The following is a 21741-nucleotide window of genomic DNA, read 5'->3' on the forward strand; positions in this document are numbered from 1 at the left end:
CATATACCGATCTTCCCGCTGAAAAGGGACGCCCTCAGCCCTGGAGGTGGGTGGTGAAGGAGAACCGGTCCCCCCGGTACAGCGACCGCACCCGCTCCAGGGGGCGGCCGTCGGTGTCGCGGGACACCCGGTGGATCAGCAGCATCGGCAGCGCGGGCGGGGTCCCGATGAGCAGCGCCTCACGGGGCGTGGCGAGCACGGTCTCCAGGCGCTCGTCGGCGTCGCCGAACCGGATGCCCCGGGCCGCGAGATAGCCGTAGAAGGAGGAGTCGGCGTCGAAGTCCGTGTCCAGCCGGGGCACCCGCGCGACGGCGACGTACGTGCTCTCCAGGCCGACCCGCTCCTCGTCCGCGAGCAGCACCCGCTCCAGGTGCCAGACGGGCTCGCCCCGCGTCAGCCCGGTCTCGGCGGCCAGCGCCCGCGGGCAGGGGAAGCGGTCGAGGCCGACGAGGGTACGGCCGGGGGTACGGCCCTGGCGGCGCACCCCCTCGGTGTAGCTCGCCAGCGACAGCGGCTGGGCCAGCTTCGGCCCGGCCACCACGGTCCCGCGCCCGCGCCTGCGCAGCCGCCCCTCCAGCACCAGCTCCCGCACCGCCTGGCGCACGGTCTCGCGGGCGACGTCGTACCGCTCGGCGAGATCCCGCTCGGTCGGGATGACGCTGTCCTGCCCCAGCTGCTCCAGCAGCGCGGCGATCCTCGCCTTCACCGCGTAGTACTTCGGGATCCGGCCGTGCTCGGGGATGCCGGACCGGACGGGGGCGCCGGGGGCCTGCTCAAAGGGGTAGTCCACGCAGGGATCGTCGCAGACGGGGGTGGGGGCGCCTCAACTCAGCGGCGCGCGCGGGCCAGCAGGAACGCGGCGCCGGCCACGCAGAGCAGGGCACCGGCGGCGGCGAGCAGGCCGTGGGTGAGGGCGGGACCGGTGCGGGCGAGTTCACGGGCGCGCCTCCCGGCTTCCCGCGCGTCCTGGGCGAGGGGGAGGGAGGGGGCGGCGGAGGAGGCGGGGTCGGGGGTACCGGTGCCGGTGCCTGGGCTGCCGGTGCCCTGCGTCGGCTCCGGAGCCGTGGCCGTGCCGGTGCCCGAGAGGTCCTGTGCGACCGGGGTGCCGTCCTGGTCTCCGGGCGGCTCGGGGGCCGGGGACATCGGGGTGCCGACCCCGAACCGGTAGGCGTTGGACTCGCCGACCCAGTCCCCGTCCTGGCCGCGCCGCTGTACGGCGGCCGCGTTGGCGGTGACCTGGTCGGGTACGGCGGCCTCACGGGTGAGCGCGAGGCGGACCCGCACGCTGACGGTCTTGCCGGGGGCCACGGTGAGACCGCCGAATCCGGGTGCGTCCAGCACGCCGACCAACTCCTTCTCGTCGGTGCTCTCGAACGTCACGGGGCGGACGCGGGAGCCGTCGTCGAAGTCCAGCCGTGCCTGGCCGGCCTTCAGTTCGTGCCGGTCGTCGACGAGGACGACGACCGGGTGGATGCCCGCGCAGGAGCGGCGGGTGGTGTTGGTGAGGTCGATGTACCAGGCGACGGCACCGGCGCCGGGCTGGTACTCGGTGGGGCCACCGCGGATCCGGGTGGCCAGCGGGAAGTCGTGGTCACCGGGCGCGGCACAGGAGGGCGCGGGGGTGGCGGCGGCCGGGAGGTGACCGGCGAGGGCCGACACCGGGAGAGGACCGGCGAGGACCGACACCGGGAGAGGACCGGCGAGGACCGACGCCGGGAGAGGACCGGCGGGGACCGACGCCGGGAGAGGACCGGCGGGGACCGACGCCGGGAGGGGGGCGAGGGCGGCGGCCGGAAGGGGGGTGAGGAGGGCGGCCGGGAGCGGGGCGAGGGCGGTGGCCGCGGCGAGGGTGAGGGGATGCGCGAGGGGGTGGCGGGAGATGCGGCCGGGGGACGAGGACGAGCGCAGTCGCATGAACACATGACCATGCCGGGTCGGGGCCGCGGGACCGGACCGCCACTCCGGGACGACCCCGGACACCCCTCGATCGGCGGAGGCACCCGGCCGACCGGTCCGGCAAGCGCCGGGGCGGTCAGCGGGTCCGGGAAGCAGCGGGGCGGTCAGCCGGTCCGGGAAGTGCCGGGGCAGGCGGCCGGTTCCGGGAAGCACCGGGGCAGTCGGCCGGGTCCGGAGGCACGGAGGCGCGGAGGCACGGAGGCACGGAGGCGCGGAGGCGCGGAGGCGCGGAGGCGCGGAGGCGCGGAGGCGCGGAGGCGCGGAGGCGCGGAGGCGCGGAGGCGCGGAGGCGGCCAGCCGGGCCGGGAAGCGCCAAGGCACGCAGCCGGTCCGGGAAACGACGGGGCGGTCAACCGGCCCGGCATCTGCCCGGACACTCGGCCGATCCGGGAAGCACCGAGGCAGTCGCCCAGGCGACCCGGAAGCGCCGAGGCGGTCAACCGGGCCGGGAAGCGCCAAGGCACGCAGCCGGTCCGGGAAACGACGGGGCGGTCAACCGGCCCGGCACCTGCCCGGACACTCGGCCGATCCGGGAAGCACCGGGATGGTGCGCCGGGTCAGGAAGCGTTGGGGCAGTCGGCCAGTCCGGGGAACGCGGAGGCAGTCGGCCGGACCGGCAAGCACCGGAACACTCGGCCCGCTCAGGAAGCGCCCGCGCAGACGTGCTCCGCCTCGGTGGCCGTCGAGTTCCGGAGGCTTTCGGCCTGTTGCAGCGCCCGCCGCTGGGAGGCGTCGGGGTGTCCGCCGTCGGCGATGCCGCGCAGCAGGTCCGCCTTCATGGCGTCGTAGGACCGCTCCGCCTTCTGGGCGGCGGCCAGGGCCTTGTCGCAGTTGGTCGGGGAAGCGGCGTGGGCCGCGGGCGCGGCGGCGGAGAAGGCGAGCAGCGCCAGCGCTCCGGCCGCGAACGGTCGTATGGACCTCATGGGAACCTCCGCTGTGACGGATGCTGAGGGTGTGTACGGATGGTGACGCCGAGTCAGGAGGACAACGTGACCACGCGCCCGCTGTCCCGGACCTCCACGCAAACCTGGTACGGGTCGGGATTCCCCTGCCGCTCCCCGCACGCCCACCGGGCCCCGGCCGCCCGCACCTGCGCCCCGGCCGCCGCGCCGTGCCAGACCTTCGTGTAGGCCGCCGCGACCTGGAGGGCCGCGCCGCAGGTCACCGGCTTGCTCGCCAGGACGCCGAGCCCGGAGGCGGGATCGGCTCCGCAGTACCGGGTGCCCGCGTCCTGCGCCGCGACGGCCGTGCCGCCGCCCGACACGCAGAGCAGACCGAGCCCGATCGCCCCGACGGCCACTCTGGTTTTCATCCACCTCATCGGACACCTCCGTCCCACGAGCAACCCCCACAGCATGAGTACCCACATCCGGATCCGGCGCTCGCGCGGCGCGCTCGAAAACGACCGCCCGCCAGCCCCCTCACCGGCGGGGGGTCGTCCCCAGGGATCCGTCACCCCTCCCCCCTCCCGAACACCCCCGCCCCCAGCACCATCTCCGCCGCCCCCTCCGCCACGACCCGCTCCCCCTGCCGTACGACCGCCACCGCGGCGCCCGCGCCCAGCCCCTCCCGCCGGGCCCGTGCGTCCAGGACCGCCGAGACCCCGCGCACGAACGGCTCCGGGTCCGCAAGCACCGTGCGCCCCCCGAGCAGCACCCGGTCGATGTCCAGCAGCCCCACCAGGTTCCCGGCCCCCACCCCGAGCGCCCGCGCCGCCGCCGCCACCTCGCCCCGCGCCACCGCGGACAGGCACAGCGCCTCCAGACACCCCCGGTCCCCGCACGCGCAGCGCGGCCCGTCCAGCTGGACGACCTGGTGCCCGAACTCCCCGGCCCCGGTCCGCGCCCCCCGGTGCACCCGCCCGCCGATCACGAGCCCGGCCCCGAGGCCCGTACCGAGGTGCAGGTACGCGAACGACCCGCCCTCACCGCCGGCCGCCAGCCCCACCGCCGCCGCGTTGGTGTCCTTGTCCACCACCACCGGCACCCCCAGCCGCCCGTGCAGCGCGTCCCGCAGCGGAAACCCGTCCCACCCCGGAAACCCGGTCACCCGGTGCAGCACCCCGCGTGCGTGGTCGAGCGGCCCCGGCAGGGCCACCCCCACCCCCAGCAGCGACCCGGCCCCGGCCAGTTCCCCGAAGGGCCCGAGACAGGAGCGGACCAGCCCCGTGACCTCCTCCACGACCACCCCGAGCACGGCCTCCGCGCCCGCCCCGAGGTCCAGTTCGCCGCGCCGCTCCCCCACCACGGCCCCGTCCAGCCGTACGAGCACCACCCGCAGCGCGTCCCGGTCCAGCTGCACCCCCACCGCGTGCGCCGCCTCCGGCACCAGCCGCAGCACCGTGCGCGGCTTGCCCCCCGTGGACGCCCGCCGGCCCGCCTCCGCCGCGAGGCCCGCCTCCCGCAGCCGCCCGGTGATCTTGCTGACGGCCTGCGGGGTCAGCCCGGTGCGCTCGGCCAGTTCCAGCCGGCTGATGCCCTCCGCCCCGGCCCCGCGCAGCAGCCCCAGCACGAGCGCGCTGTTGTGCGAGCGCACCGCCCCCAGGTTCGCTCCCGCCCGCCCGGCGACCGGCTCGCGCCGCACCCCTGCCCCGCTGTCCACCCTGTCCTCGCTCACTCACCCATTCTCCCCACCGCTTGCACTTTGGCAACAGCGTTGCGAAAGTGGGGGGCATGAGCACTCCCCTCCGCGTCGGCCTGATCGGCTACGGCCTCGCCGGCTCCGTCTTCCACGCCCCCCTGATCGCCGCCACCGAGGGCCTGGTCCTCGACACGGTCGTCACCTCGAACCCGGAGCGGCAGCGCCAGGCCCGCGACGCGTTCCCGGACGTGACCCTCGCCGCGAACCCCGAAGAACTCCTCGCCCGCGCCGGTGAGCTGGACCTGGTCGTCATCGCCTCCCCGAACAAGACGCACGTCCCGCTCGCCACCGCGGCGCTGACGGCGGGCCTGCCCGTGGTGGTGGACAAGCCGGTCGCCGGCACCGCCGCCGAGGCCCGGACGCTCGCCGCCCTCGCCGAGGACCGCGGTCTGCTGCTGTCCGTGTTCCAGAACCGCCGCTGGGACAACGACTTCCTCACCCTGCGCGCCCTGCTCGCGGACGGCGCGCTCGGCGAGGTGCGCCGCTTCGAGTCCCGCTTCGAACGCTGGCGCCCGAAGCCCAAGGGCGGCTGGCGCGAGTCCGGCGACCCGGCGGAGATCGGCGGTCTGCTCTACGACCTCGGCAGCCATGTCGTCGACCAGGCCCTGGTGCTGTTCGGCCCGGCCGCCGAGGTGTACGCGGAGGCGGACGTGCGCCGTCCGGGCGCCGAGGCCGACGACGACACCTTCATCGCGCTGACCCACCGGAGCGGCGTCCGCTCCCACCTCCACGTCTCCGCGACCACCCCCCAACTCGGCCCCCGTTTCCGGGTGCTGGGCTCCGAGGCGGGCTATGTGAAGTACGGCCTCGACCCCCAGGAGGCCGCCCTGCGCGAGGGCCTGCGCCCCGGACCCCGGTGGGGTGCGGAGCCCGAGGAGCTGTACGGCCGGATCGGCGCCGGGGAATCCCCGCTGACCGGCGGCGGCACCCCGGTGAAGACCCTGCCCGGCGACTACCCCGCCTACTACACGGCCGTCGCCGCCGCCCTCGCCGGCGCCGGCCCCAACCCGGTGACCGCCCTTGAGGCGGCCGCCGCCCTCGACGTACTGGAGGCGGCCCGCAGGTCCGCCCAGGAGAAGGTGACGGTGACCCTGTGACCGCACAGCAGCAGCAACTCGCGCCCACCATCGAGGAGTTGGAGGACCAGGAGCGGCGCCTGGTGTTCGACCGGTTCACGTACGACGACGCCTGGGAGCTGGGCTCCCTGCTGGTCGGGCTGGCCCGCGAGCACCGGGCGCCGGTCGCGATCGACATCCACCGCGGCGGACAGCAGCTGTTCCACGCGGCCCTGCCCGGCTCCACCCCGGACAACGACGTCTGGATCGTCCGCAAGCGCCGGGTGGCCGAGCGCTACGCCGCCTCCTCCTACCTGGTCGGCTGCCGCTTCCGGGCCAAGGGCACCACCTTCGAGAACTCCTCCCGCCTGGACCCGGACGCCTACGCGGCCCACGGCGGTTCCTTCCCGATCCGGCTGGAGCACGCGGGCGTCATCGGCGCCGTGACCGTCTCGGGACTGCCCCAGGTGGACGACCACCGGCTGGTGGTGGCGGCGCTGGAGCAGTTCCTCGGCCGCCCGCGGGAGCCCCTCGCCCCTTCGGCCGACTGAGGGAACCCGGCAGCCGGACCGAGGGAAGTCGGGAATCAGCGGGGACCCCCTCCGGTTGGCAGTGGGCACAGACGTGACGATCACGCCAGCACCGCCCATCCTCCGGAGGGATCGCCCGCATGAGTGAGACAACAGGCCCGCTGAAGCAGCGCATCGGCCGGCACGGCGTCTGGGACGTCGCGCTGCGCGCGGAGGACCCCGCCCGCCGCGGTGAGCAGGAGGACGCCGCCGCCGAGCTGGAGGAACTCGACTTCGGCGCGATCTGGCTGGGCGGCAACAGCACCGCCGCGCACGCCGCCCCGCTCATCGAGGCCACCCACCACATCACCGTCGGCACCAGCATCCAGAGCGTCTGGCAGCAGGACGCCGCCACGACCGCGGCCGAGTTCGCCCGGCTGGAGTCGTCCCACCCCGGCCGCTTCATCCTGGGCCTCGGCGTAAGCCACGGTCCCCGCGTCGAGGGCTACCACCGCCCCTACTCCGCGATGACCGGCTACCTGGACGAGCTGGACAAGGCCGGTGTCCCGGCCGGCCGCCGCGTCCTCGCCGCCCTCGGGCCCAAGATGCTGAAGCTGGCCGGCGACCGCGCGGCCGGCGCCATCCCCTACCTGGTCACCCCCGAGCACACCGCGAAGGCCCGCGAGATCCTGGGCCAAGGCCCGCTGCTGGCCCCGGAGTTCAAGGTCGTCCTGGAGCAGGACCCGAGCCGCGCCCGCGGCATCGCCCGCGCCTACCTGGCCCGGTACCTCGAACTCCCCAACTACACCAACAACTTCCTCCGCCTCGGCTTCACCGAGTCCGATGTCGCGGACGGCGGCAGCGACCGGCTCATCGACGCGGTCTTCGCCTGGGGCGACGACGACCGGATCCGCAGCCGTGTGCACGCCTTCCACGAGGCGGGCGCCGACCACGTGGCCCTCCAGGTGGTCACGGAGACCACCGGCCAGACCATCCCGAGGGAGCAGTGGCGCAGGCTGGCCCTGCTGCTGAGGTGACCGGCCCGCACCCCCGCCCCCGGCACGACGACCGGGCCGGGCGGGACCGTCGACACGCGCGACCGGCCCCGCCCAGCCCGGAGGCGGGGCCGTCTCGACGTACGACCGCGCCGCGCGACCGCGACCGCCCACGCCACCCACCCCACCCAGCGCCGAAACCGCATCCCCCGGAACCGCATCGCCCGCCACCCCAGCAAAGCCGCACCCCTCCGACCGTCCCGACGAGGCCACTTCCCCCGGCCACCCCGGCAGACCCCTCCCCGGCCGACCCGGACGAAGCCGCGCTCCTCCGACCGACCCGGCAGAGCCACACCCCCCGACCATCCCCCCGGAACCGCATCGCCCGCCACCCCAGCGGAGCCGCACCCCTCCGACCGTCCCGACGAGGCCACTTCCCCCGGCCACCCCGACAGAGCCCCCCCGGCCACCCCGGACAAAGCCACACCCCTCCGACCGACCCGGCAGAGCCACACCCCCCGACCATCCCGGCAGAGCCACACCCCCGGCCGTCCCGGCGGAGCCGCATCGCCCGCCACCCCAGCAAAGCCGCACCCCTCCGACCGTCCCGACGAGGCCACTTCCCCCGGCCACCCCGGCAGAGCCCCCCCGGCCACCCCGGACAAAGCCACACCCCCGGCCACCCCGGACGAAGCCGCGCTCCACCGACCGTCCCGGCGGACTCACACCCCCCGGCCATCCCAGCGGAGCGCTACGCGTCCTTGAACTCCTGGCGCTGCCGCCCCAGCCCCTCGACCTCCAGCTCCACCACGTCCCCGGCGCGCAGGTACGGCTTCGGCTCGGGATGCCCCATCGCCACTCCGGCCGGTGTCCCCGTGTTGATCACGTCACCGGGGTACAGCGTCATGAACTGGCTGACGTAGCGCACCACTTCGCCCACCGGGAAGATCTGCTCCGCCGTCGTGCCGTCCTGCTTCAGCTCCCCGTTGACCCACAGCCGCAGCGACAGCCGCTGCGGATCGGGCACCTCGTCCGCGGTCACCAGCCACGGCCCGAGCGGGTTGAACGTCTCGCAGTTCTTGCCCTTGTCCCAGGTCCCGCCCCGCTCGATCTGGAACTCCCGCTCGGAGACGTCGTGCGCGACCGCGTACCCGGCGACATGCGCGAGTCCTTCCTCGGCCGACTCCAGATAGCGCGCCGTGCGCCCGATGACGACGGCCAGCTCCACCTCCCAGTCGGTCTTGGCGGAGCCGCGCGGCACCAGCACGGTGTCGTCCGGCCCGACCACCGTGTCCGGCGCCTTGAAGAAGACGACCGGCTCGGCGGGCGGCTCGGCGCCGGTCTCACGCGCGTGGTCGTGGTAGTTCAGCCCGATGCACACGATCTTCCCGATCCGCCCGAGCGGCGGCCCGATCCGGAGCCCCGCCGCGTCCAGGACGGGCAGTTCACCGGCGGCGGCCGCCTCCCGCACCCGCCCGAGCGCGGCGGCGTCGGCAAGCAGCGCCCCGTCGATGTCGGTCACGAGCGGGGACAGGTCGCGCAAGGTTCCGTCGGCGTCGAGCAGCGCGGGCCGCTCGGCCCCCGCCGCACCGACTCGCAGCAGCTTCATGGGTCACCATCTCCCTCGATCGCGGGCGCCCGGCCGACGGGTGCAGCCATCGGCAGGGCTGGACGATCCTCCAAGCACACCGTCCACCCGGCAAGACCCTGTTCACGTACTGGACCGTAACTCCGGGTCGCGCGCCTACGACTGCCGGTACAGCGCGGCCCGCTCCACCGCGCTCCACGTCGTACTGGTGACGACGTACAACGCGGCGGCGAGCGGTACGACGGCCACGCTGACCAGCGTGAGGAAGGACAGGAACGGCATCACCTTGCCGACCGCCCCGAGCCCCGGCACCGGCTCCCCGCCACCGGCGGCCATGACCGGGTTCTGCGCGAGCTGCCGCTTCGTCCGCAGGTAGTTGACGGTGGCGACGCCCGCGACCAGGGCGAAGAGGCCCAGGTAGACCAGTCCGGCGCCGCCGAACACCCCGCCGCCGGCGAGCGCGTCGGCCCAGCGGCCGCCGAGGGGCGCCGTGAACAGCCGGTGGGCGAGCAGCGCGTTGCCGGAGGTGCTGGAGAAGAGGTGGTAGAGGAGGAAGAACGCGGGGAGCTGGAGCAGGCTCGGCAGGATGCCGGACAGGGGCGAGACCTGTTCCGCGGTGTGCAGTTCCATGATCGCCGACCGCAGTCGCTCGGGGTCCTTCGCGTGCCGCTTCCGCAGCTCCGCGATCCTCGGCTGGAGCGCGGCGCGGGCCCGCTGCCCCCGCGCGGCGGCGCGGGAGAGGGGGTGGACGAGGAGTCGTACGAGCGCGGTGAACAGGACGATCGCGGCGGCGGTCGCGGAGCCGTGGCAGAGCGGGGCGAGCAGGTCGGCGAGCCGCTCGACCAGGTGTGCGAACACGGAGAAGACGGACATGGGTGAGCCCTCCGGGGGTCTCGTCGTGCCGGAAAAAGGAGATATCGGCAGGACGACCCGCGCGGGGCCGGGAAATACGGGGGATACGGGCCCTACGCGGCGGTCGCCGGAAGGGTCCGTCCGGGCGCCCGCGGCCTGCGGCGGCCGCGCGCGTCGGGATCACGCTGGGGCAGGAAGGCCGTGCGCCGGGCGCGGTCGCGTATCGCCGTACGGATCCGGGTGGGCGGCACGGCGGGGGCGCAGCCGGCGGCGATCAGGGTGCACAGGGCGAGCGCGGAACCGGCGGCGGCCGTCGCGGCGAGGGCGACGGCGGTGGTCAGGCCGCCGGTGTCGAGGATCGCGAGGGGAAGCAGAAAGAGCAGGGGGGCCAGCAGGAACGCGACGGCACGGCCGGTTCCGCGGCTCATGGTCCGGCTCATCGTCATCCCCCCTCCCTGATCGTCTCCGATCGGCGCTTGGCCGGCACTCGACGGTGCCCGCTCGATTATGCCTGTTCGCCGGGCGCCGTTCACCGTCCGCCTGTTCTACGCCTGTTCGATCTCCATGGGCTCCAGCAGCCGCTTCGGCTTGAGCAGGGCGCGGCTGACCGGGTCCGCCGGGTCCGGATCGAGTCCGGGGCCCGGCTCCATGACGACGTCGCCGGCCGGCACGACGGTTCCGCACCGGACGCATGCGGCGTACGGCCCGATCTCGGCGCCGCACCCGGCGTGCCGGAAGTAGCGCAGCCGGACGCCGACGACATGGTCACAGCCCCAGGCGGCGAGGGCGCGCAGGGTGGGCCACAGGGCGATGCCGCGCTCGGTGAGCACGTACTCGTCGCGCGGCGGCGACTCCTGGTACCGGCGCTTCTCCAGGATCCCCTCCGCGGTCAGCGTCTGGAGCCGGGCGGCGAGGACGGCGCGCGGGATGCCGAGGTGGACGAGGAAGTCGTTGTAGCGCCGTACGCCGTAGAGCGCGTCCCGGACGACGAGCAGCGTCCAGCGCTCGCCGACGATCTCCAGCGCGCGGGCGATGGAGCACTCCTGTGTCGCGTAGTCCTTGCCCAGTGCCATGCCCTCCACTGTAGCCACTTTCCGACGTTCGGTTCAGTCACCGAACCGACGGTGTTACGGTGGCCGGGACAGCTAGGTTCATTGACCGAACTGAGGACTTGCCATGACCGGGCCCGATTCCGCCGCAGTGGGCGAGGCGCGAAAGGCGCATGGAGTGCAGGAGGTGGTGCGCGGAGCTCGCGACGCGCCGGGGCCGGGCGGCTCCCGCGGGTCACGCGCGGCGCGCACCGGCGGAGCCCCGCCCCCGGAACCGGACGGCATCGCACCCTCCCCCGCCCGCCCCCGCGCCACCCTCGCCCTCGTCAGCGCGGCGACCGCCGTGACCCTGATGAACTACACGGCCCCGATGGTCACGCTCCCGCAGACGGCGGCCGCCCTGCACACCCCGCTCTCCGGCCAGGCCTGGCTCCTGAACGGCACCCCGCTGGGCCTCGCCGCCCTGCTCCTGGTGGCCGGCAGCCTCGCCGACGACTACGGCCGCCGCCGGGTCTTCCTCGCCGGCACCCTGGCCCTCGGTCTGACCACCGCCCTCGGCGCGCTGACCACCTCGACCTGGCAGTTCACCCTGGCCCGCATCGCCCAGGGCGCGGCAAGCGCGGCCCTGCTGGCCAGCGCCCTCGGCCTGATCGTGCACGCCTTCCCCAGCCCGCGCGGCCGGCTGCACGCGACCGGCGTGTGGGGCGCGTTCGTCAGCGGCGGCATCGCGACGGGCCCCCTGATCGCGGCCTCACTGCCCGACTGGCGCGCCGGCTACGGCGTCCTCGGCGCCCTCGCCCTGCTGCTGGCCGCGCTCGGCACCCGCACCCTCGCCGAGTCCCGCGCCCCCCGCGGCGGCCGTCCGGACATACCCGGCGCGCTGATCTTCGGACTCGCCCTCATCTCCCTGGTCGCGGCGCTGACGCTGGGCCGGGACGGCTGGCTGCGGGCACCGGTGGGGCTGCTCCTGGCGGCGGCCGTGGCGCTGCTGGCCGTCTTCGTCGCCGTCGAACGGCGCTCCCGCACCCCGATGATCGACCTGAGCCTGCTGCGCCACGCCCGCTTCCTGGCCTCCTCGGCGGGCGGCCTGTTCACGGGCCTCGCGGTGATCGGCGTCTTCAGCTATCTGCCCGCGGTGGCCCAGCAGACGATGCGCCTCTCCCCGCTCGCCACGGCCGGTCTGCTGCTGCTCTGGTCCGGCCTGAGCTGCACGGTCGCCCTCCAGGTCAAACGCCTGCCCGTCCCCCCGCGCGGCCAACTCGCCCTGGGCTTCGCCCTGCACGCCGCCGGCGCCCTGACCCTGCTCGGCGCCATCGGCTCCGGCTCCTGGACCCGGCTGCTCCCCGGTCTGATCATCGGCGGACTGGGCAGCGGCCTCCTCAACGGCGCCCTCCCGCTCCTCGCCGTCGACTCCGTCCCCCGCGCCCGCGCCGCCATGGGCTCCGGCGCGCAGCAGACCCTGCGCTACATCGGCTCCAGCGTCGGCGTCGCCCTCACCATCGCCCTCGCCACCTCCGGCGGCCACCTCGCCCACGGCATGAACCTCGCCCTGCTGGTCTCGGCGGCCCTGGCGACGACGGGCGCGATCGGGGTGCTGGCGCTGCGGGAGGGCAAGCAGACCGGCGGGAGGGCAGGACCAACTCCCTTGTCATGACGGCCGGTTCGCCCCCGCCCCATTCCTTTCAGGAGGTGCGTGTGGTGGGCAGCGGGAGGGCGTCCTGGTAGCCGTTGATGGGCCGGGGCACCTTCTCGACGGTACGGGCGTCCAGCGCGACCGCCGCGGAAGCGGTGCCCAGGGTGCCGCCGGGGTGCCACGTCCCGGTGACCGTGACCCACGTGTTGGCGGGCAGCACGGGACCGCCGTAGACCCGTACCTTCACCGACTGGGCATCCGCCGCACAGCAGTTGATGATGATCCGGGTGAGGTCCCAGCTGCCGTTCCCGTGCGGCGTGACGATGCCGGTCATCAGGACGGTACGCCCCTTGATGGCCCGCGAGCGGTCCTGCTGGACCCGGCTGGTGAAGTCGGACAGGGTCATCGGCAGCGGCGAGACGGCCGCCAGCGGCGCGAACTCGCTCTGCGGGGCGACGGGTTTGGGCGGCTGCCGGGAGGCGGTGTAGGCGCCGAGGGCGGGCGGGGCGTAGAAAAGCAGGCTCAGCGCGGGGAGCAGCAACAGCCAGGCGACGCGGGGGAGATGGGAGTGATCGTGCCCGTGGCCGTCGCCGTGTTCATGGCCATGGCCGTCGGAGTGCCCATGTCCGTGGCCGTGGCCGTGACTGTGACTGTGACTGTCTGCGTGATCGCGCCCGTGGCCGCCGTACTCCCGCTTCCGCCGCCTCCGGTCGAGCACCGCGCTGACGACTCCGAGCAGCACCAGCACGCACCCGGAGGCGATGAGCAGGGGCCGCATGCTCTCCTTGACGTATCTGAGGCACAGGTCGGTGACGAGGGAGATGCGCAGCAGGCCGAGCCCGCACAGCACGAGCAGCCCCGATTGCAGCGTCCGCTTCACAGCAGGGCACCTCCGATCAGCGCGCTGCACACGACGGCGACGACGAGGGTGGCGGCGGAGAACCGTACGGCGAAGGCCCGCCCGAACGTGCCCGCCTGGAGGGCGATCAGCTTCAGGTCGACCATGGGGCCCACCACCATGAACGCCAGCCGCGCCACCGGGGGGAACCCGGTCAGCGAGGCGGCGAGGAAGGCGTCCGCCTCGGAGCAGACGGCGAGCAGCACGGCGAGGGCCGCCAGGAAGATCACGGACAGCCAGGGCGTCCCGGTGAAGGTGGCGAGCACGGAGCGCGGAACCCCGACGTTGAAGGTGGCGGCGGCCATCGCGCCGAGCACCAGGAACCCGCCGGCGTGCAGGAAGTCGTGCTGGAACCCGGCCCGGAACTCGTCCCACCGGCTGTGCCCCACCTGGTGCCCGGTGTGCCGTACGGCCGGCCTGAGCCACTCGCTGCGCCCGAACCGCAACCACAGCCACCCCATCACGACGGCCGTCGCGAGCGAGGCGAGCAGCCGGGCCAGCACCATGGCGGGGTTGCCGGGGAAGGCGATCGCGGTGGCGGTGAGGACGACGGGGTTGATGGCCGGCGCGGACAGCAGGAAGGCGAAGGCGGCGGCCGGGGTGACCCCCCGCCCGATGAGGCTGCCGGCCACCGGCACGGACGCGCACTCGCATCCCGGCAGCACCACCCCCGCCACCCCCGCCACGGGTACGGCGAGCAGGGGCCGCCGGGGCAGCATGCGCCGGAACACCCGCTCGGGCACGAAGGCGTTGATCGCCCCGGACAGGGCCGTACCGAGCAGCAGGAAAGGCAGCGCCTGCACGGTCACCGCGAGGCACACGGTCCGCCACGCCTGCGCGGCCGGCGCGTCCCCCCACCGCCCGACGAGAAAGAGCAGGGTGCCGGGCACGACGGCGGCCCCGACGAGCAGCAGCGGCCAGTACCGGGGCAGCGCACCCGCTCCGGGCTCCTCCCCCGTCCGGCCCGCCTCCCGCCCCTCCGGCTCGACGTGGACCAGCTCGCCCGTCACCCGCATCCCGACCCCACGTCCAGATGTCCGCACGGACCGGATGCCCGCACGGATGTCGCTGTAGGCACAGAAGATAGCGAGTGGTCCTGTGTGACAGGGGGTGAGTGGTCCCCTGGGGCGGGGACGTGGGGTTCCGTATGGCCGCCGGGGTCGAGTGCTCCTGTACGGCCGGGGTGAGGGGGCTGTACGGCCGCCCGACGGACCGGGTGACGGGGGCCCGACGGACCGGGTGACCGGGGCCCGACGGACCGGTATATCCCTACAGAGGCCGGTATATGCGAGGTGTCCCCCTCAGGGATCACCCCCACCGGACCGCCCTGACGTTTGTCGGCGCCCGGCAGTACGGTGTCCCCCATGCGCCCCGACACGCCTGCCGAGAACGTCGACCACACCGCCGAAGCGGCACGCCTGGAGCGGACCGCCGGCCTGTACCCGGAGGACGCCGAGGCCCTGCTCCTGCGGGCGGCGGCCCACCTGGAGCTGTCCGGCGACCGCCCCGCCGCCACCACCCTCTACGACCGCCTGCTGTCCACCCCGGCCACCCTGGAGAACCCGTCGCTGGTACGGGCCCTGAAGGCGGCCAACCTCTGGGAGTACGGCCATGAGGCCGAGGCACGGGCGATCATCGAGGGCATCCGTACGACGGCCCCGCGCGAGCCCGGCCCCTGGGTGATCATCGCGGAGTCCCTGGAGTCCCACGACGAGCTGGAGTCGGCGGAGGAGACGTTCACACAGGCGGCGCGCCTGCTGCTCCCGGACGCCGCGGAACCCCCGGCCCACCTCCACCCGCTCCTCTACGGCCGCCACCGCGTCCGCCGCATGCGGGGCCTGCCGCACGACGACTGGGACACCCTGGCCGACACCCTGCACACCGCGCCGGTCACCCTGGACGAGCTGCACGACCCCAAGCGCGTCTGGTCCCTCGGCTCGGACAACCCGGCCGAGCTGGAGGCCGAGATCTCCCGCCTGCGCACGGAACTGGGCGCCTACCGCGAGGCCCTCTCCCGCCCCTTCCCGGTCGCCGTCCTCCACTGGCCGGCCCCGGAACTGGCCGAACTCCTGACGGCCTACCCGGCCCTCGCCACGGAGTACCCCTCCCACGCCGCCCACCTCGCGACCATAGAGTCCTCCCTCCGCGAACTCTCCACCTCCGGCACCGGCAACCTCGGCATCGTCACCGGCACGGTCCCCTCCTACGAAGCCTTCGCCGCCTCCGAAGCAACCACCCCGGACGACCCGACCCTCCTCCCCCAATACGCCACAACCCTCGCCGCAAGGGGCCGCGCGATGGCATGGCCACCGGGGAGGGGGGCGGAGTGCTGGTGCGGGGCGGAGAGGAACTACGCCGAGTGTCATGGGGCGTAAGCAGCCCAGGCTAGGCTTGCAGGGTGTCCGAAGACTCTCCGTGGGTAGCGCCGGAAGGCTCCTGGGCCTCATCCGCGGCGCGGCGCCGCAATATGCAGGCGATCCGCAGCCGGGACACGAAGCCTGAGCGACTGGTCCGGCGACTGGTCCATGCCCAGGGCCTGCGTTACCGCGTCGCCGCACGACCCTTGCCGGACCTTCGCCGGACAGCGGACCTCGTGTTCCGTCCGGCGAAGGTAGCCGTATTCATCGACGGCTGCTACTGGCACGGCTGCCCTGAGCACTACGTTCCGCCCAGGACCAACTCGGGTTACTGGTCGGAAAAGGTGCTCCAGAATGTCGCGCGCGACCGCGACACCGACGAACGCCTCAAAGAAGCCGGGTGGCTCGTGCTCCGCTTCTGGGAGCACGAACCGTCAGACATTTGCGCCAACACGATCGCCACGGCAGTGAGTCAACGACGCGGAATCAGTGTCCAGCCCGACTGACACAGGAAAAGTCATCTGTTCTTGCTGCAGCAGGTCAGCGGAAGCATCCTGCGTGTCCGGCGCGTAGTCACGGAGAAACTCGTCACGGTGCTCCGGACGCAGAACCGCCACAATCGCCCGTCCTACCGCCTCAGCAACCGGAGGCGGGAATGCATTACCGACCTGGCGGTATCTTGCGGTCTTCCTGCCCTGGAATTTCCAGTCGGCCGGGAATCCCTGGATCAGGGCAGCCTGTTCCACCGTGAGCATCGGTCCCGCAGGACGGAAAAGGTCCCGTTCCGGGTCGCAGCTATCAGGGTCATTGGCGATGCCCATGCCATCCACGCCGAGCGCTTCCCACGCCCTCTTGGCCCTGGTCGGTCCGAGGTCCGCACCACCATGCTTCTTCGACCCGCCGACGAGGGTCGGCGCGACCCCCCTGCCGGTCTCCGCCGCCCTGGAAGCCTTGCGCAGCCACTCCTGGTAGACGTCCTTCCCGGTACGCTCCCCAGGCTTCGCACGCTCTCCGTGCTTGTTCTTCGTCCAGAACTTCTTGCAGCGCTCCTCCATGCTGGCGGCAAGCTCGTCGACTACCGTAGCCTGCTTGCCCTCGATTCTGGACGGCCAAACAAATTCATGGCCTGACCGCTCAAGCACATCCTTACGAATTACGACCAGAATGGCTCGCGGCCGCAGCTGAGGGACACCAAATTTACTTGCGTCAATCCGGCGCCAGACCTTCCGCATGGCGAGATCCTGTTTCTCCGCCGACCAGCTCGCCTTGATTTCAGGAACCGCATAGCCGAGGTCCCGCAGATTACCCAGGATGTCCCTGCGATAGTCGATAAACACCTCCGGGGGTTCCAGAATTCCCCGGACATTCTCGATCATGACCGCTTCCGGCATAAGCTCATCGACGATCCTCAGAGCATCCGGAAAAAGGTCCCGTTCGTCATCCTTCCCCAGCCGCTTGCCAGCCAGCGAGAAAGGCGGGCAGGGCACGCCGCCCGCCAGCAGGCCCAGCTCGGTCTTCTTGATTCCGGGATTCCCGACTCCACCGGGCTTGAGGAATTCCCGTACGTCCGCCGGCCGGAGGGCCCTGGCCCGTTCCTCGCTCCAGCCAGGCCAGCCGCCCACGTTCGCTCGCAGGGTCTCCACCGCATGCGGGTCCCACTCAAGGAGGGCCAGGTGGTCAAACCCCGCGTTATGCAGCCCAACGGCTTGCCCGCCCGCGCCGGCACAGATCTCCACTGAGGTCAGTGACCGGGCGAACTGCGGACGCTCACGACCGCTGGCGCTCATAAGGTTCCTTCCAGGGGTGACTCAAAACGGATCCCAAGTGTCCCAGAGACCAGCGGTCACTTGCTGGCTCTCGAGCACATCGCACCCACGAGTCTCCCACTGTCCCAGCCCTGGCCGCCGGTCAGGCCAGGGCTGAGATCAGGGAACACTTCATGCCCCTGTGATCTCACTCACCAGACATCGTGGCAAGTGATGCAGCCGGGCATCGTCTGAAGTAGTCCGTCAAGGGCGCCTGGCTCTCAGCCGCGGCCGATATGCCGGAGCAACGCCTCGATGTCACCAGGTGCCAGACCAGCCGCTACAGAGGGCTCCTCCTCCAGGTCCGCCAGTTGCTGGACCGTGGGGTCATCAAGGATCTTGCCCATGAACTCGAGCTTCTGGTCCAGCCGTATCTCGACCACTTCATCAATCGTTTTGCGTGCTGCGATCACGGTCACCCTCGTCTCCGTATCCGGGGCGAGCCCCAGCCGGTGGATCCGGTCGAGGCTCTGGAGGTAGCGTCCGGCCATGAAGTCCCGGTCCACGTAGACCGCGTCGTGGCACACGTGATGAAGGCTGATTCCCTCTCCGAGTGTCGCCGGGTTGGAGATCAGCACCATGCAGCTGGGATCCTCGCGGAAGCGGCGCAGTTGCTCCTCCCGGTCGGGCGTGCCTCCGTAGACGACAGCCGGGCTGTACTTCTCCAGCATCTGCGCCAAGGTGGTCAGGCTGCGCACAAAGGTCGTCCAGACCAGCGTCTTGCGGCCCTGCGCCGCGTTCTCGGCGACGATCGCCAGCGCTTCCTTGTACTTCGGGGACAGCTCGTAGTCCGGAAGATTCTGCATCAGCGAGTACAACGAGCTGCCGGCCGGAATCTCCAGCGGAGGAAGCTGATAGGCAAGCGGCTCATGCTTGGTGGCCCCCTCCAGCAGCAGGGCCGGGCTCGTCGCCGCCATCAGCAGACGCAGTGCCGTCTTGCCGAGCCCGCTGAGGTCGTCGCGTGCGGTGCCGGCGGCCGCACCGCCTACCAGAGAGCTGTAGATCTCGGCATGCAGATCCGGCATGTCGACATAGCGCATCCGCAGGGTCATCGGCGGCAGGCCGAGCTCCTGCTTGGTCGTCCGCGTGAACAGCGGCCTCAGGACCGTACTCGCGTAAGCGAGATCGCCGCCGGCCACCGCCCGGGTGACCGCGCGCTGGCCGTGCCCCGGCCAGACGAAGCCCATAAGGTTTTCCAGGTCCTTGGAGCCGTTCGGCGCCGGCGTCCCGGTCAGGATCAGCCGGCGCTCCGCGAGCGGCCCGAGCGCCATGCACGCGGCGCCGTAGGTGCCGCGTGCACCGAGCTTCATACGGTGTGCCTCGTCGAGCACGATCATCGAAGGTGCGGACTTCAGCCAGCTCGCGAGCAGGGACAGCGAACGGTCCAGACGCTCATAGTTGACGATGAGGACCTCCGCCCACTCATCCAGAGAGCCGTCGAGGACGTGGGTACGCAAGGGGTAGGTGAAGCAGACGGCGGTCTCATAACGCCAGGACTCGTAAGCCGACTTAGGGCATACGACCAGGAGCCTGCTGACGCCCCCTCTGGCCCGCTGGGCGGCATACACCGCGAGCGCTACACGCGTCTTGCCGGCACCGGGGACGCTGAAGTTCGCCCCATGTCCGAGGGACAGCAGCTTGGCGACGTCCCGGCGCTGGAAGGTGTTGAGGTCTTCCTTCCAGGTGTCGCCGAGCATGCCCAGCACCTCGTCAGCGGCAATCTCCGCAGGTGCTCCGGCGTCCGTCAGCCGTTCTTCGACGAGCCGTGAATCCCTGACCACTCCGGAAACGAGGTTCCGGAGCTCCGGAGCCCACTCAACACCAGCAGGGTCGGGCCAGCCGCTGAGAAAGGCCAGATTCGCCAGGAGGTCGTCCAGGACGACAGAAGCGGAGTGCGGGCCCAGCTGGCCGCCGGTACGGAACCGGGCGGCCAGCTGGACGAGATCCTGCCGGTACTGGTCAGTGGTCCGCAGAACGACGCGGGTGCGCGCGTCGTCGAACCCCAGGTGCAGGGACGTTTCCGTCACCGAGAGCCCTCCACAGTGGCGGCGGCGAGGAGCCAGGAAACACCGTCGCCGGGGTTCGGGATGCCGCGCCCGGCCTGCTGGGCGAGCTTGCGCAGACTGCCCTGGAGCTTGAGCACGGCCTCGTCGAAGGCCTCTTCATCCAGACTGTTCGAGGTACGGGCCTGGACCAGCTCGAAGACGCACTGGTCGATATTGGCGCACGCGTCCGCGAGCCGGGCCGGCGCGAGCTGCTTGCGCTTGCGGACCCGCGCGTCCCGGCCGTGCTTGTCGATCGCCTTGTCGAAGGCATCCCTGGCCTGGTCGAGCAGCGCCTGAGCCGACGCCTTCTCGCTGTCGGGCAGTCCCGCCGCCGTATTACGGACGGTGGCAGCTGCGCGGAGAATGCGGTCATTCAGAGCACGGGCCGCCGATACGGCCGACGAGGCGGCCGGCACGTCGAGGCCCAGCCCGGGAATGGAGACCGCCTCAGGCTGCGCCGCCGTTCCGCTGTCCGCCAGCTCCGGCGGCAGCACGTCCTCCAGATACCCCTCCTCCAGGAAGACCTCGTCGATGTGGCGCACGTCGGTCTTCGAGAAGTTCAGCAGGATCGCCGCGAGGCGCCGCTCCTTCAGAATCTCAGCCTGGTCCCGGTCCAGGTTCTCCAGCTTCACATAGAGCCTCTGGAGTTCCTTGAGGCGCTCCTGTGCCCCCTCCCAGTCCACCAGCCGCAGCGCGACACCCCCGCCACTGGCGCTGCGGCCGTTCAGCTCCTTGATCACGCTGAGGATCCACCGCTCCTGGTGGTAAGTCGCCGGCCTGATCCGGAACTCCTTGGCGATCTGCTCCGGCGTCCGCCCCAGCGCCGCCTGCTCCTCCATGGCTAGGAGCCGGTTGATGTACGAGTAGTCACGCCGCTGGTCCTGGCGGAGCTGAAGCGCCAGCTCTACGGCGTCGATGTCGGCCTGGGTAAACGACGAGGGGAGTACACCCACCCGCATCGACTGCTTGCCGAGCTCGCGCAGGGCAACCGCGCGCGTGTTGCCGTTCACCAGCACGCCGTGGTGGGTGACCAGTCCGGGGTCGTTCTGGCCGAACTCCCGCAGGTCTTCCTTCAGCTTCTCGAAGGCCGGGTCGCGGAGTTCAGGATCGGACGGCAGGGCCTGGAGCAGCCAGCGCAGGTAGTCCTGGCCGGCCTCGCCGAACGGATCCTTGTCCAGGTTCTGATCCTGGTCGGGCTTGTGAGTGCGCTGGGCCCGGATCCTGTGCGTACCAGGGTTGAGGTAGAGGTCGTTCAACGGCAGGTCGATCACGTCGACATGGAGCTGCTGCCCATTCCAGTCGACCGTGACGGTCTCCCGGGTACCGCCGGTCGACTTCGCCTCCTCTACCCTCTTCTTGATCAGCTTACTGAAGTATTCCGCGCGCGGTGGCGGCGGGAAGTCCCGCACCATGTCTTTTCCCCGTCCCTTTCTGTCGCCGGTCCTGTCAGCTGCTCTTGCCGGTCCTTCTGGATCAGCCGGTCATCTCGTCGATGGCCTCCGCCACCGCCGTACGCGACTGCTGGGGCAGCGTCCGGTAGATGCCCCATACCTTCTCAAGCGGGCTGAAGGAACGCTGGTCGGCCTCGATCCACTTGGCGAAGAGACGCTGCTCCAACGGCGAGAGAGACTCAGCCAGTTCCAGCAGCGCTCCGAGGTCGACCTCCCGGTCGGGGCCGCCGCCGGTGCCGCACCTCTTGCACTCGGTGATGAGCTGGTACTCCACGGTCCCGGCGGAGTGAAGCACCTTACGCCGGGAGACATTGAGCTTGGCAAGCTCGACGCCGCCGCCGTCCTCGTACGCCTCGCCGGCCCCGATGCCGCAAGAGCGGCACAGGTGATTGTCGTCGTGGAGAACCTTCGCCCGCTGGGCAGCGGTCAGACTCGCCTTGTGCTTAGGCGCCTTCGACTTGCCAGGGATCCAGACGTCGGCGCCCCTGATCACAAACCGCTGTTCCTGCTGGCGCAGCTCGGGGTCGTCGCGGCTGGTGTCGATACGCCAGCCGTGATCCCGCAGGTCGCGGAGCCTGCGGTCGATCTGCGCTACGTCGGGAAACGCCTCGCGCAACTGCGCCTTGGTGAAGATCTCGCCTACCCCCACCTCAGAGATCAGCCACAGCGCGGCCCTCGCCATGGTTCCGAACTTCTTGTCCTGATAAGACGGGATTTCTTCCACCAGCAGACCTCCGTGAATTCATCAGCTTGCCCAGCGGACACGCTACCCCCCTCGGGTTGTGCGGCAGCCCAGCCAAACATGGGCGATACCCACGTAAACTCCGCAACCCCTGACCCTTGGCGGCTCGTTCAACACTTCACACGACGAGCACTGCGAAAGTCCAGCCCTTTCCCCGCTTGCCCGG

At 72.1% G+C, this 21741-nt stretch carries 21 protein-coding genes; 6 read left to right on the forward strand and 15 right to left on the reverse strand.

Going from position 1 to position 21741, the window contains the following annotated elements; all coding sequences use genetic code 11:
* Positions 1-34 precede the first annotated feature (34 nt).
* The 5 genes from AC069R_RS01275 to AC069R_RS01295 form a co-directional block, all read right to left on the reverse strand.
* A complete protein-coding gene (locus AC069R_RS01275; protein WP_478763488.1) occupies positions 35-790 on the reverse strand; it encodes a GntR family transcriptional regulator in 756 nt (251 codons plus the stop codon).
* Between the two features lie 38 nt (positions 791-828).
* Complete coding sequence (locus AC069R_RS01280) at positions 829-1914, reverse strand: hypothetical protein (protein WP_478763490.1); 1086 nt, start codon at positions 1912-1914, stop codon at positions 829-831.
* A 683-nt stretch (positions 1915-2597) separates the two neighbouring features.
* Entirely contained in the window at positions 2598-2879 is a 282-nt protein-coding gene (locus tag AC069R_RS01285; RefSeq protein WP_478763492.1) for a hypothetical protein, read from the reverse strand.
* 53 nt (positions 2880-2932) lie between these two features.
* The gene (locus AC069R_RS01290; protein ID WP_478763494.1) at positions 2933-3268 is read right to left on the reverse strand and encodes a hypothetical protein; all 336 of its coding nucleotides are present in this window, start codon (positions 3266-3268) and stop codon (positions 2933-2935) included.
* Between the two features lie 140 nt (positions 3269-3408).
* Positions 3409-4557 carry an ROK family transcriptional regulator gene (locus AC069R_RS01295; RefSeq protein WP_478763689.1) on the reverse strand — a complete coding sequence of 383 codons (1149 nt, stop codon included), beginning with the start codon at positions 4555-4557 and terminating at the stop codon, positions 3409-3411.
* Positions 4558-4628: 71 nt separating this feature from the next.
* Here AC069R_RS01295 and AC069R_RS01300 point away from each other — a divergent pair, with 71 nt between their 5' ends.
* The 3 genes from AC069R_RS01300 to AC069R_RS01310 all read left to right on the forward strand — a co-directional run bounded on the left by AC069R_RS01300 (position 4629) and on the right by AC069R_RS01310 (position 7197).
* A complete protein-coding gene (locus tag AC069R_RS01300; RefSeq protein WP_478763496.1) occupies positions 4629-5693 on the forward strand; it encodes a Gfo/Idh/MocA family protein in 1065 nt (354 codons plus the stop codon).
* Complete coding sequence (locus AC069R_RS01305) at positions 5690-6202, forward strand: heme-degrading domain-containing protein (RefSeq protein ID WP_478763498.1); 513 nt, start codon at positions 5690-5692, stop codon at positions 6200-6202. The genes AC069R_RS01300 and AC069R_RS01305 overlap by 4 nt, the downstream gene beginning before the upstream one ends.
* Positions 6203-6321: 119 nt before the next feature.
* The gene (locus AC069R_RS01310; RefSeq protein ID WP_478763500.1) at positions 6322-7197 is read left to right on the forward strand and encodes an LLM class F420-dependent oxidoreductase; all 876 of its coding nucleotides are present in this window, start codon (positions 6322-6324) and stop codon (positions 7195-7197) included.
* A gap of 709 nt (positions 7198-7906) precedes the next feature.
* On the opposite strand, the gene AC069R_RS01315 is transcribed toward AC069R_RS01310, so the two are convergent.
* The 4 genes from AC069R_RS01315 to AC069R_RS01330 all read right to left on the reverse strand — a co-directional run bounded on the left by AC069R_RS01315 (position 7907) and on the right by AC069R_RS01330 (position 10668).
* Complete coding sequence (locus tag AC069R_RS01315; RefSeq protein ID WP_478763502.1) at positions 7907-8764, reverse strand: fumarylacetoacetate hydrolase family protein; 858 nt, start codon at positions 8762-8764, stop codon at positions 7907-7909.
* A 135-nt stretch (positions 8765-8899) separates the two neighbouring features.
* On the reverse strand, positions 8900-9616 hold the full coding sequence (locus AC069R_RS01320) for a YidC/Oxa1 family membrane protein insertase (RefSeq protein WP_478763504.1): 717 nt from the start codon (positions 9614-9616) through the stop codon (positions 8900-8902).
* A gap of 92 nt (positions 9617-9708) precedes the next feature.
* Complete coding sequence (locus AC069R_RS01325) at positions 9709-10023, reverse strand: DUF6412 domain-containing protein (protein ID WP_478763505.1); 315 nt, start codon at positions 10021-10023, stop codon at positions 9709-9711.
* 117 nt (positions 10024-10140) lie between these two features.
* Positions 10141-10668: a winged helix-turn-helix transcriptional regulator gene (locus AC069R_RS01330; protein WP_478763507.1), complete on the reverse strand. Its 528-nt coding sequence runs from the start codon at positions 10666-10668 to the stop codon at positions 10141-10143.
* Positions 10669-10927: 259 nt separating this feature from the next.
* On the opposite strand from AC069R_RS01330, the gene AC069R_RS01335 reads away from it, so the two are divergent.
* A complete protein-coding gene (locus AC069R_RS01335) occupies positions 10928-12298 on the forward strand; it encodes an MFS transporter (protein WP_478763690.1) in 1371 nt (456 codons plus the stop codon).
* 28 nt (positions 12299-12326) lie between these two features.
* Here AC069R_RS01335 and AC069R_RS01340 read toward each other — a convergent pair whose 3' ends face one another.
* Both AC069R_RS01340 and AC069R_RS01345 read right to left on the reverse strand, forming a co-directional pair.
* Positions 12327-13157, reverse strand: a complete 831-nt coding sequence (locus AC069R_RS01340; RefSeq protein ID WP_478763508.1) for a TIGR03943 family putative permease subunit — start codon at positions 13155-13157, stop codon at positions 12327-12329.
* Positions 13154-14191 carry a permease gene (locus AC069R_RS01345; RefSeq protein ID WP_478763510.1) on the reverse strand — a complete coding sequence of 346 codons (1038 nt, stop codon included), beginning with the start codon at positions 14189-14191 and terminating at the stop codon, positions 13154-13156. The genes AC069R_RS01340 and AC069R_RS01345 overlap by 4 nt, the downstream gene beginning before the upstream one ends.
* A gap of 348 nt (positions 14192-14539) precedes the next feature.
* Here AC069R_RS01345 and AC069R_RS01350 point away from each other — a divergent pair, with 348 nt between their 5' ends.
* Entirely contained in the window at positions 14540-15550 is a 1011-nt protein-coding gene (locus AC069R_RS01350) for a hypothetical protein (RefSeq protein ID WP_478763512.1), read from the forward strand.
* Between the two features lie 23 nt (positions 15551-15573).
* Positions 15574-16038, forward strand: a complete 465-nt coding sequence (locus tag AC069R_RS01355) for a very short patch repair endonuclease (RefSeq protein ID WP_478763514.1) — start codon at positions 15574-15576, stop codon at positions 16036-16038.
* Here AC069R_RS01355 and AC069R_RS01360 read toward each other — a convergent pair.
* The 4 genes from AC069R_RS01360 to AC069R_RS01375 form a co-directional block, all read right to left on the reverse strand.
* Complete coding sequence (locus AC069R_RS01360) at positions 15967-17319, reverse strand: DNA cytosine methyltransferase (protein ID WP_478763516.1); 1353 nt, start codon at positions 17317-17319, stop codon at positions 15967-15969. The two genes, AC069R_RS01355 and AC069R_RS01360, sit on opposite strands and share 72 nt — an antisense overlap.
* A gap of 239 nt (positions 17320-17558) precedes the next feature.
* Positions 17559-19364, reverse strand: coding sequence for a DEAD/DEAH box helicase (locus AC069R_RS01365; protein ID WP_478763518.1), 1806 nt, complete (start codon positions 19362-19364; stop codon positions 17559-17561).
* Entirely contained in the window at positions 19361-20794 is a 1434-nt protein-coding gene (locus AC069R_RS01370) for a ParB N-terminal domain-containing protein (protein WP_478763520.1), read from the reverse strand. The genes AC069R_RS01365 and AC069R_RS01370 overlap by 4 nt, the downstream gene beginning before the upstream one ends.
* A 61-nt stretch (positions 20795-20855) precedes the next feature.
* The gene (locus tag AC069R_RS01375) at positions 20856-21557 is read right to left on the reverse strand and encodes a hypothetical protein (RefSeq protein WP_478763522.1); all 702 of its coding nucleotides are present in this window, start codon (positions 21555-21557) and stop codon (positions 20856-20858) included.
* Between the last annotated feature and the right edge of the window lie 184 nt (positions 21558-21741).

This window comes from Streptomyces sp. NPDC043952 (assembly GCF_056435325.1).

Excerpts from the sequence above, each read along its gene's own strand:
- AC069R_RS01280 (WP_478763490.1), bottom strand. The coding sequence starts at position 1,914 with ATGCGACTGCGCTCGTCCTCGTCCCCCGGCCGCATCTCCCGCCACCCC.
- AC069R_RS01285 (WP_478763492.1), bottom strand. The coding sequence starts at position 2,879 with ATGAGGTCCATACGACCGTTCGCGGCCGGAGCGCTGGCGCTGCTCGCC.
- AC069R_RS01290 (WP_478763494.1), bottom strand. The coding sequence starts at position 3,268 with ATGAAAACCAGAGTGGCCGTCGGGGCGATCGGGCTCGGTCTGCTCTGC.
- AC069R_RS01300 (WP_478763496.1), top strand. The coding sequence starts at position 4,629 with ATGAGCACTCCCCTCCGCGTCGGCCTGATCGGCTACGGCCTCGCCGGC.
- AC069R_RS01310 (WP_478763500.1), top strand. The coding sequence starts at position 6,322 with ATGAGTGAGACAACAGGCCCGCTGAAGCAGCGCATCGGCCGGCACGGC.
- AC069R_RS01315 (WP_478763502.1), bottom strand. The coding sequence starts at position 8,764 with ATGAAGCTGCTGCGAGTCGGTGCGGCGGGGGCCGAGCGGCCCGCGCTG.
- AC069R_RS01320 (WP_478763504.1), bottom strand. The coding sequence starts at position 9,616 with ATGTCCGTCTTCTCCGTGTTCGCACACCTGGTCGAGCGGCTCGCCGAC.
- AC069R_RS01325 (WP_478763505.1), bottom strand. The coding sequence starts at position 10,023 with ATGAGCCGCGGAACCGGCCGTGCCGTCGCGTTCCTGCTGGCCCCCCTG.
- AC069R_RS01330 (WP_478763507.1), bottom strand. The coding sequence starts at position 10,668 with ATGGCACTGGGCAAGGACTACGCGACACAGGAGTGCTCCATCGCCCGC.
- AC069R_RS01345 (WP_478763510.1), bottom strand. The coding sequence starts at position 14,191 with ATGCGGGTGACGGGCGAGCTGGTCCACGTCGAGCCGGAGGGGCGGGAG.
- AC069R_RS01350 (WP_478763512.1), top strand. The coding sequence starts at position 14,540 with ATGCGCCCCGACACGCCTGCCGAGAACGTCGACCACACCGCCGAAGCG.
- AC069R_RS01360 (WP_478763516.1), bottom strand. The coding sequence starts at position 17,319 with ATGAGCGCCAGCGGTCGTGAGCGTCCGCAGTTCGCCCGGTCACTGACC.
- AC069R_RS01370 (WP_478763520.1), bottom strand. The coding sequence starts at position 20,794 with ATGGTGCGGGACTTCCCGCCGCCACCGCGCGCGGAATACTTCAGTAAG.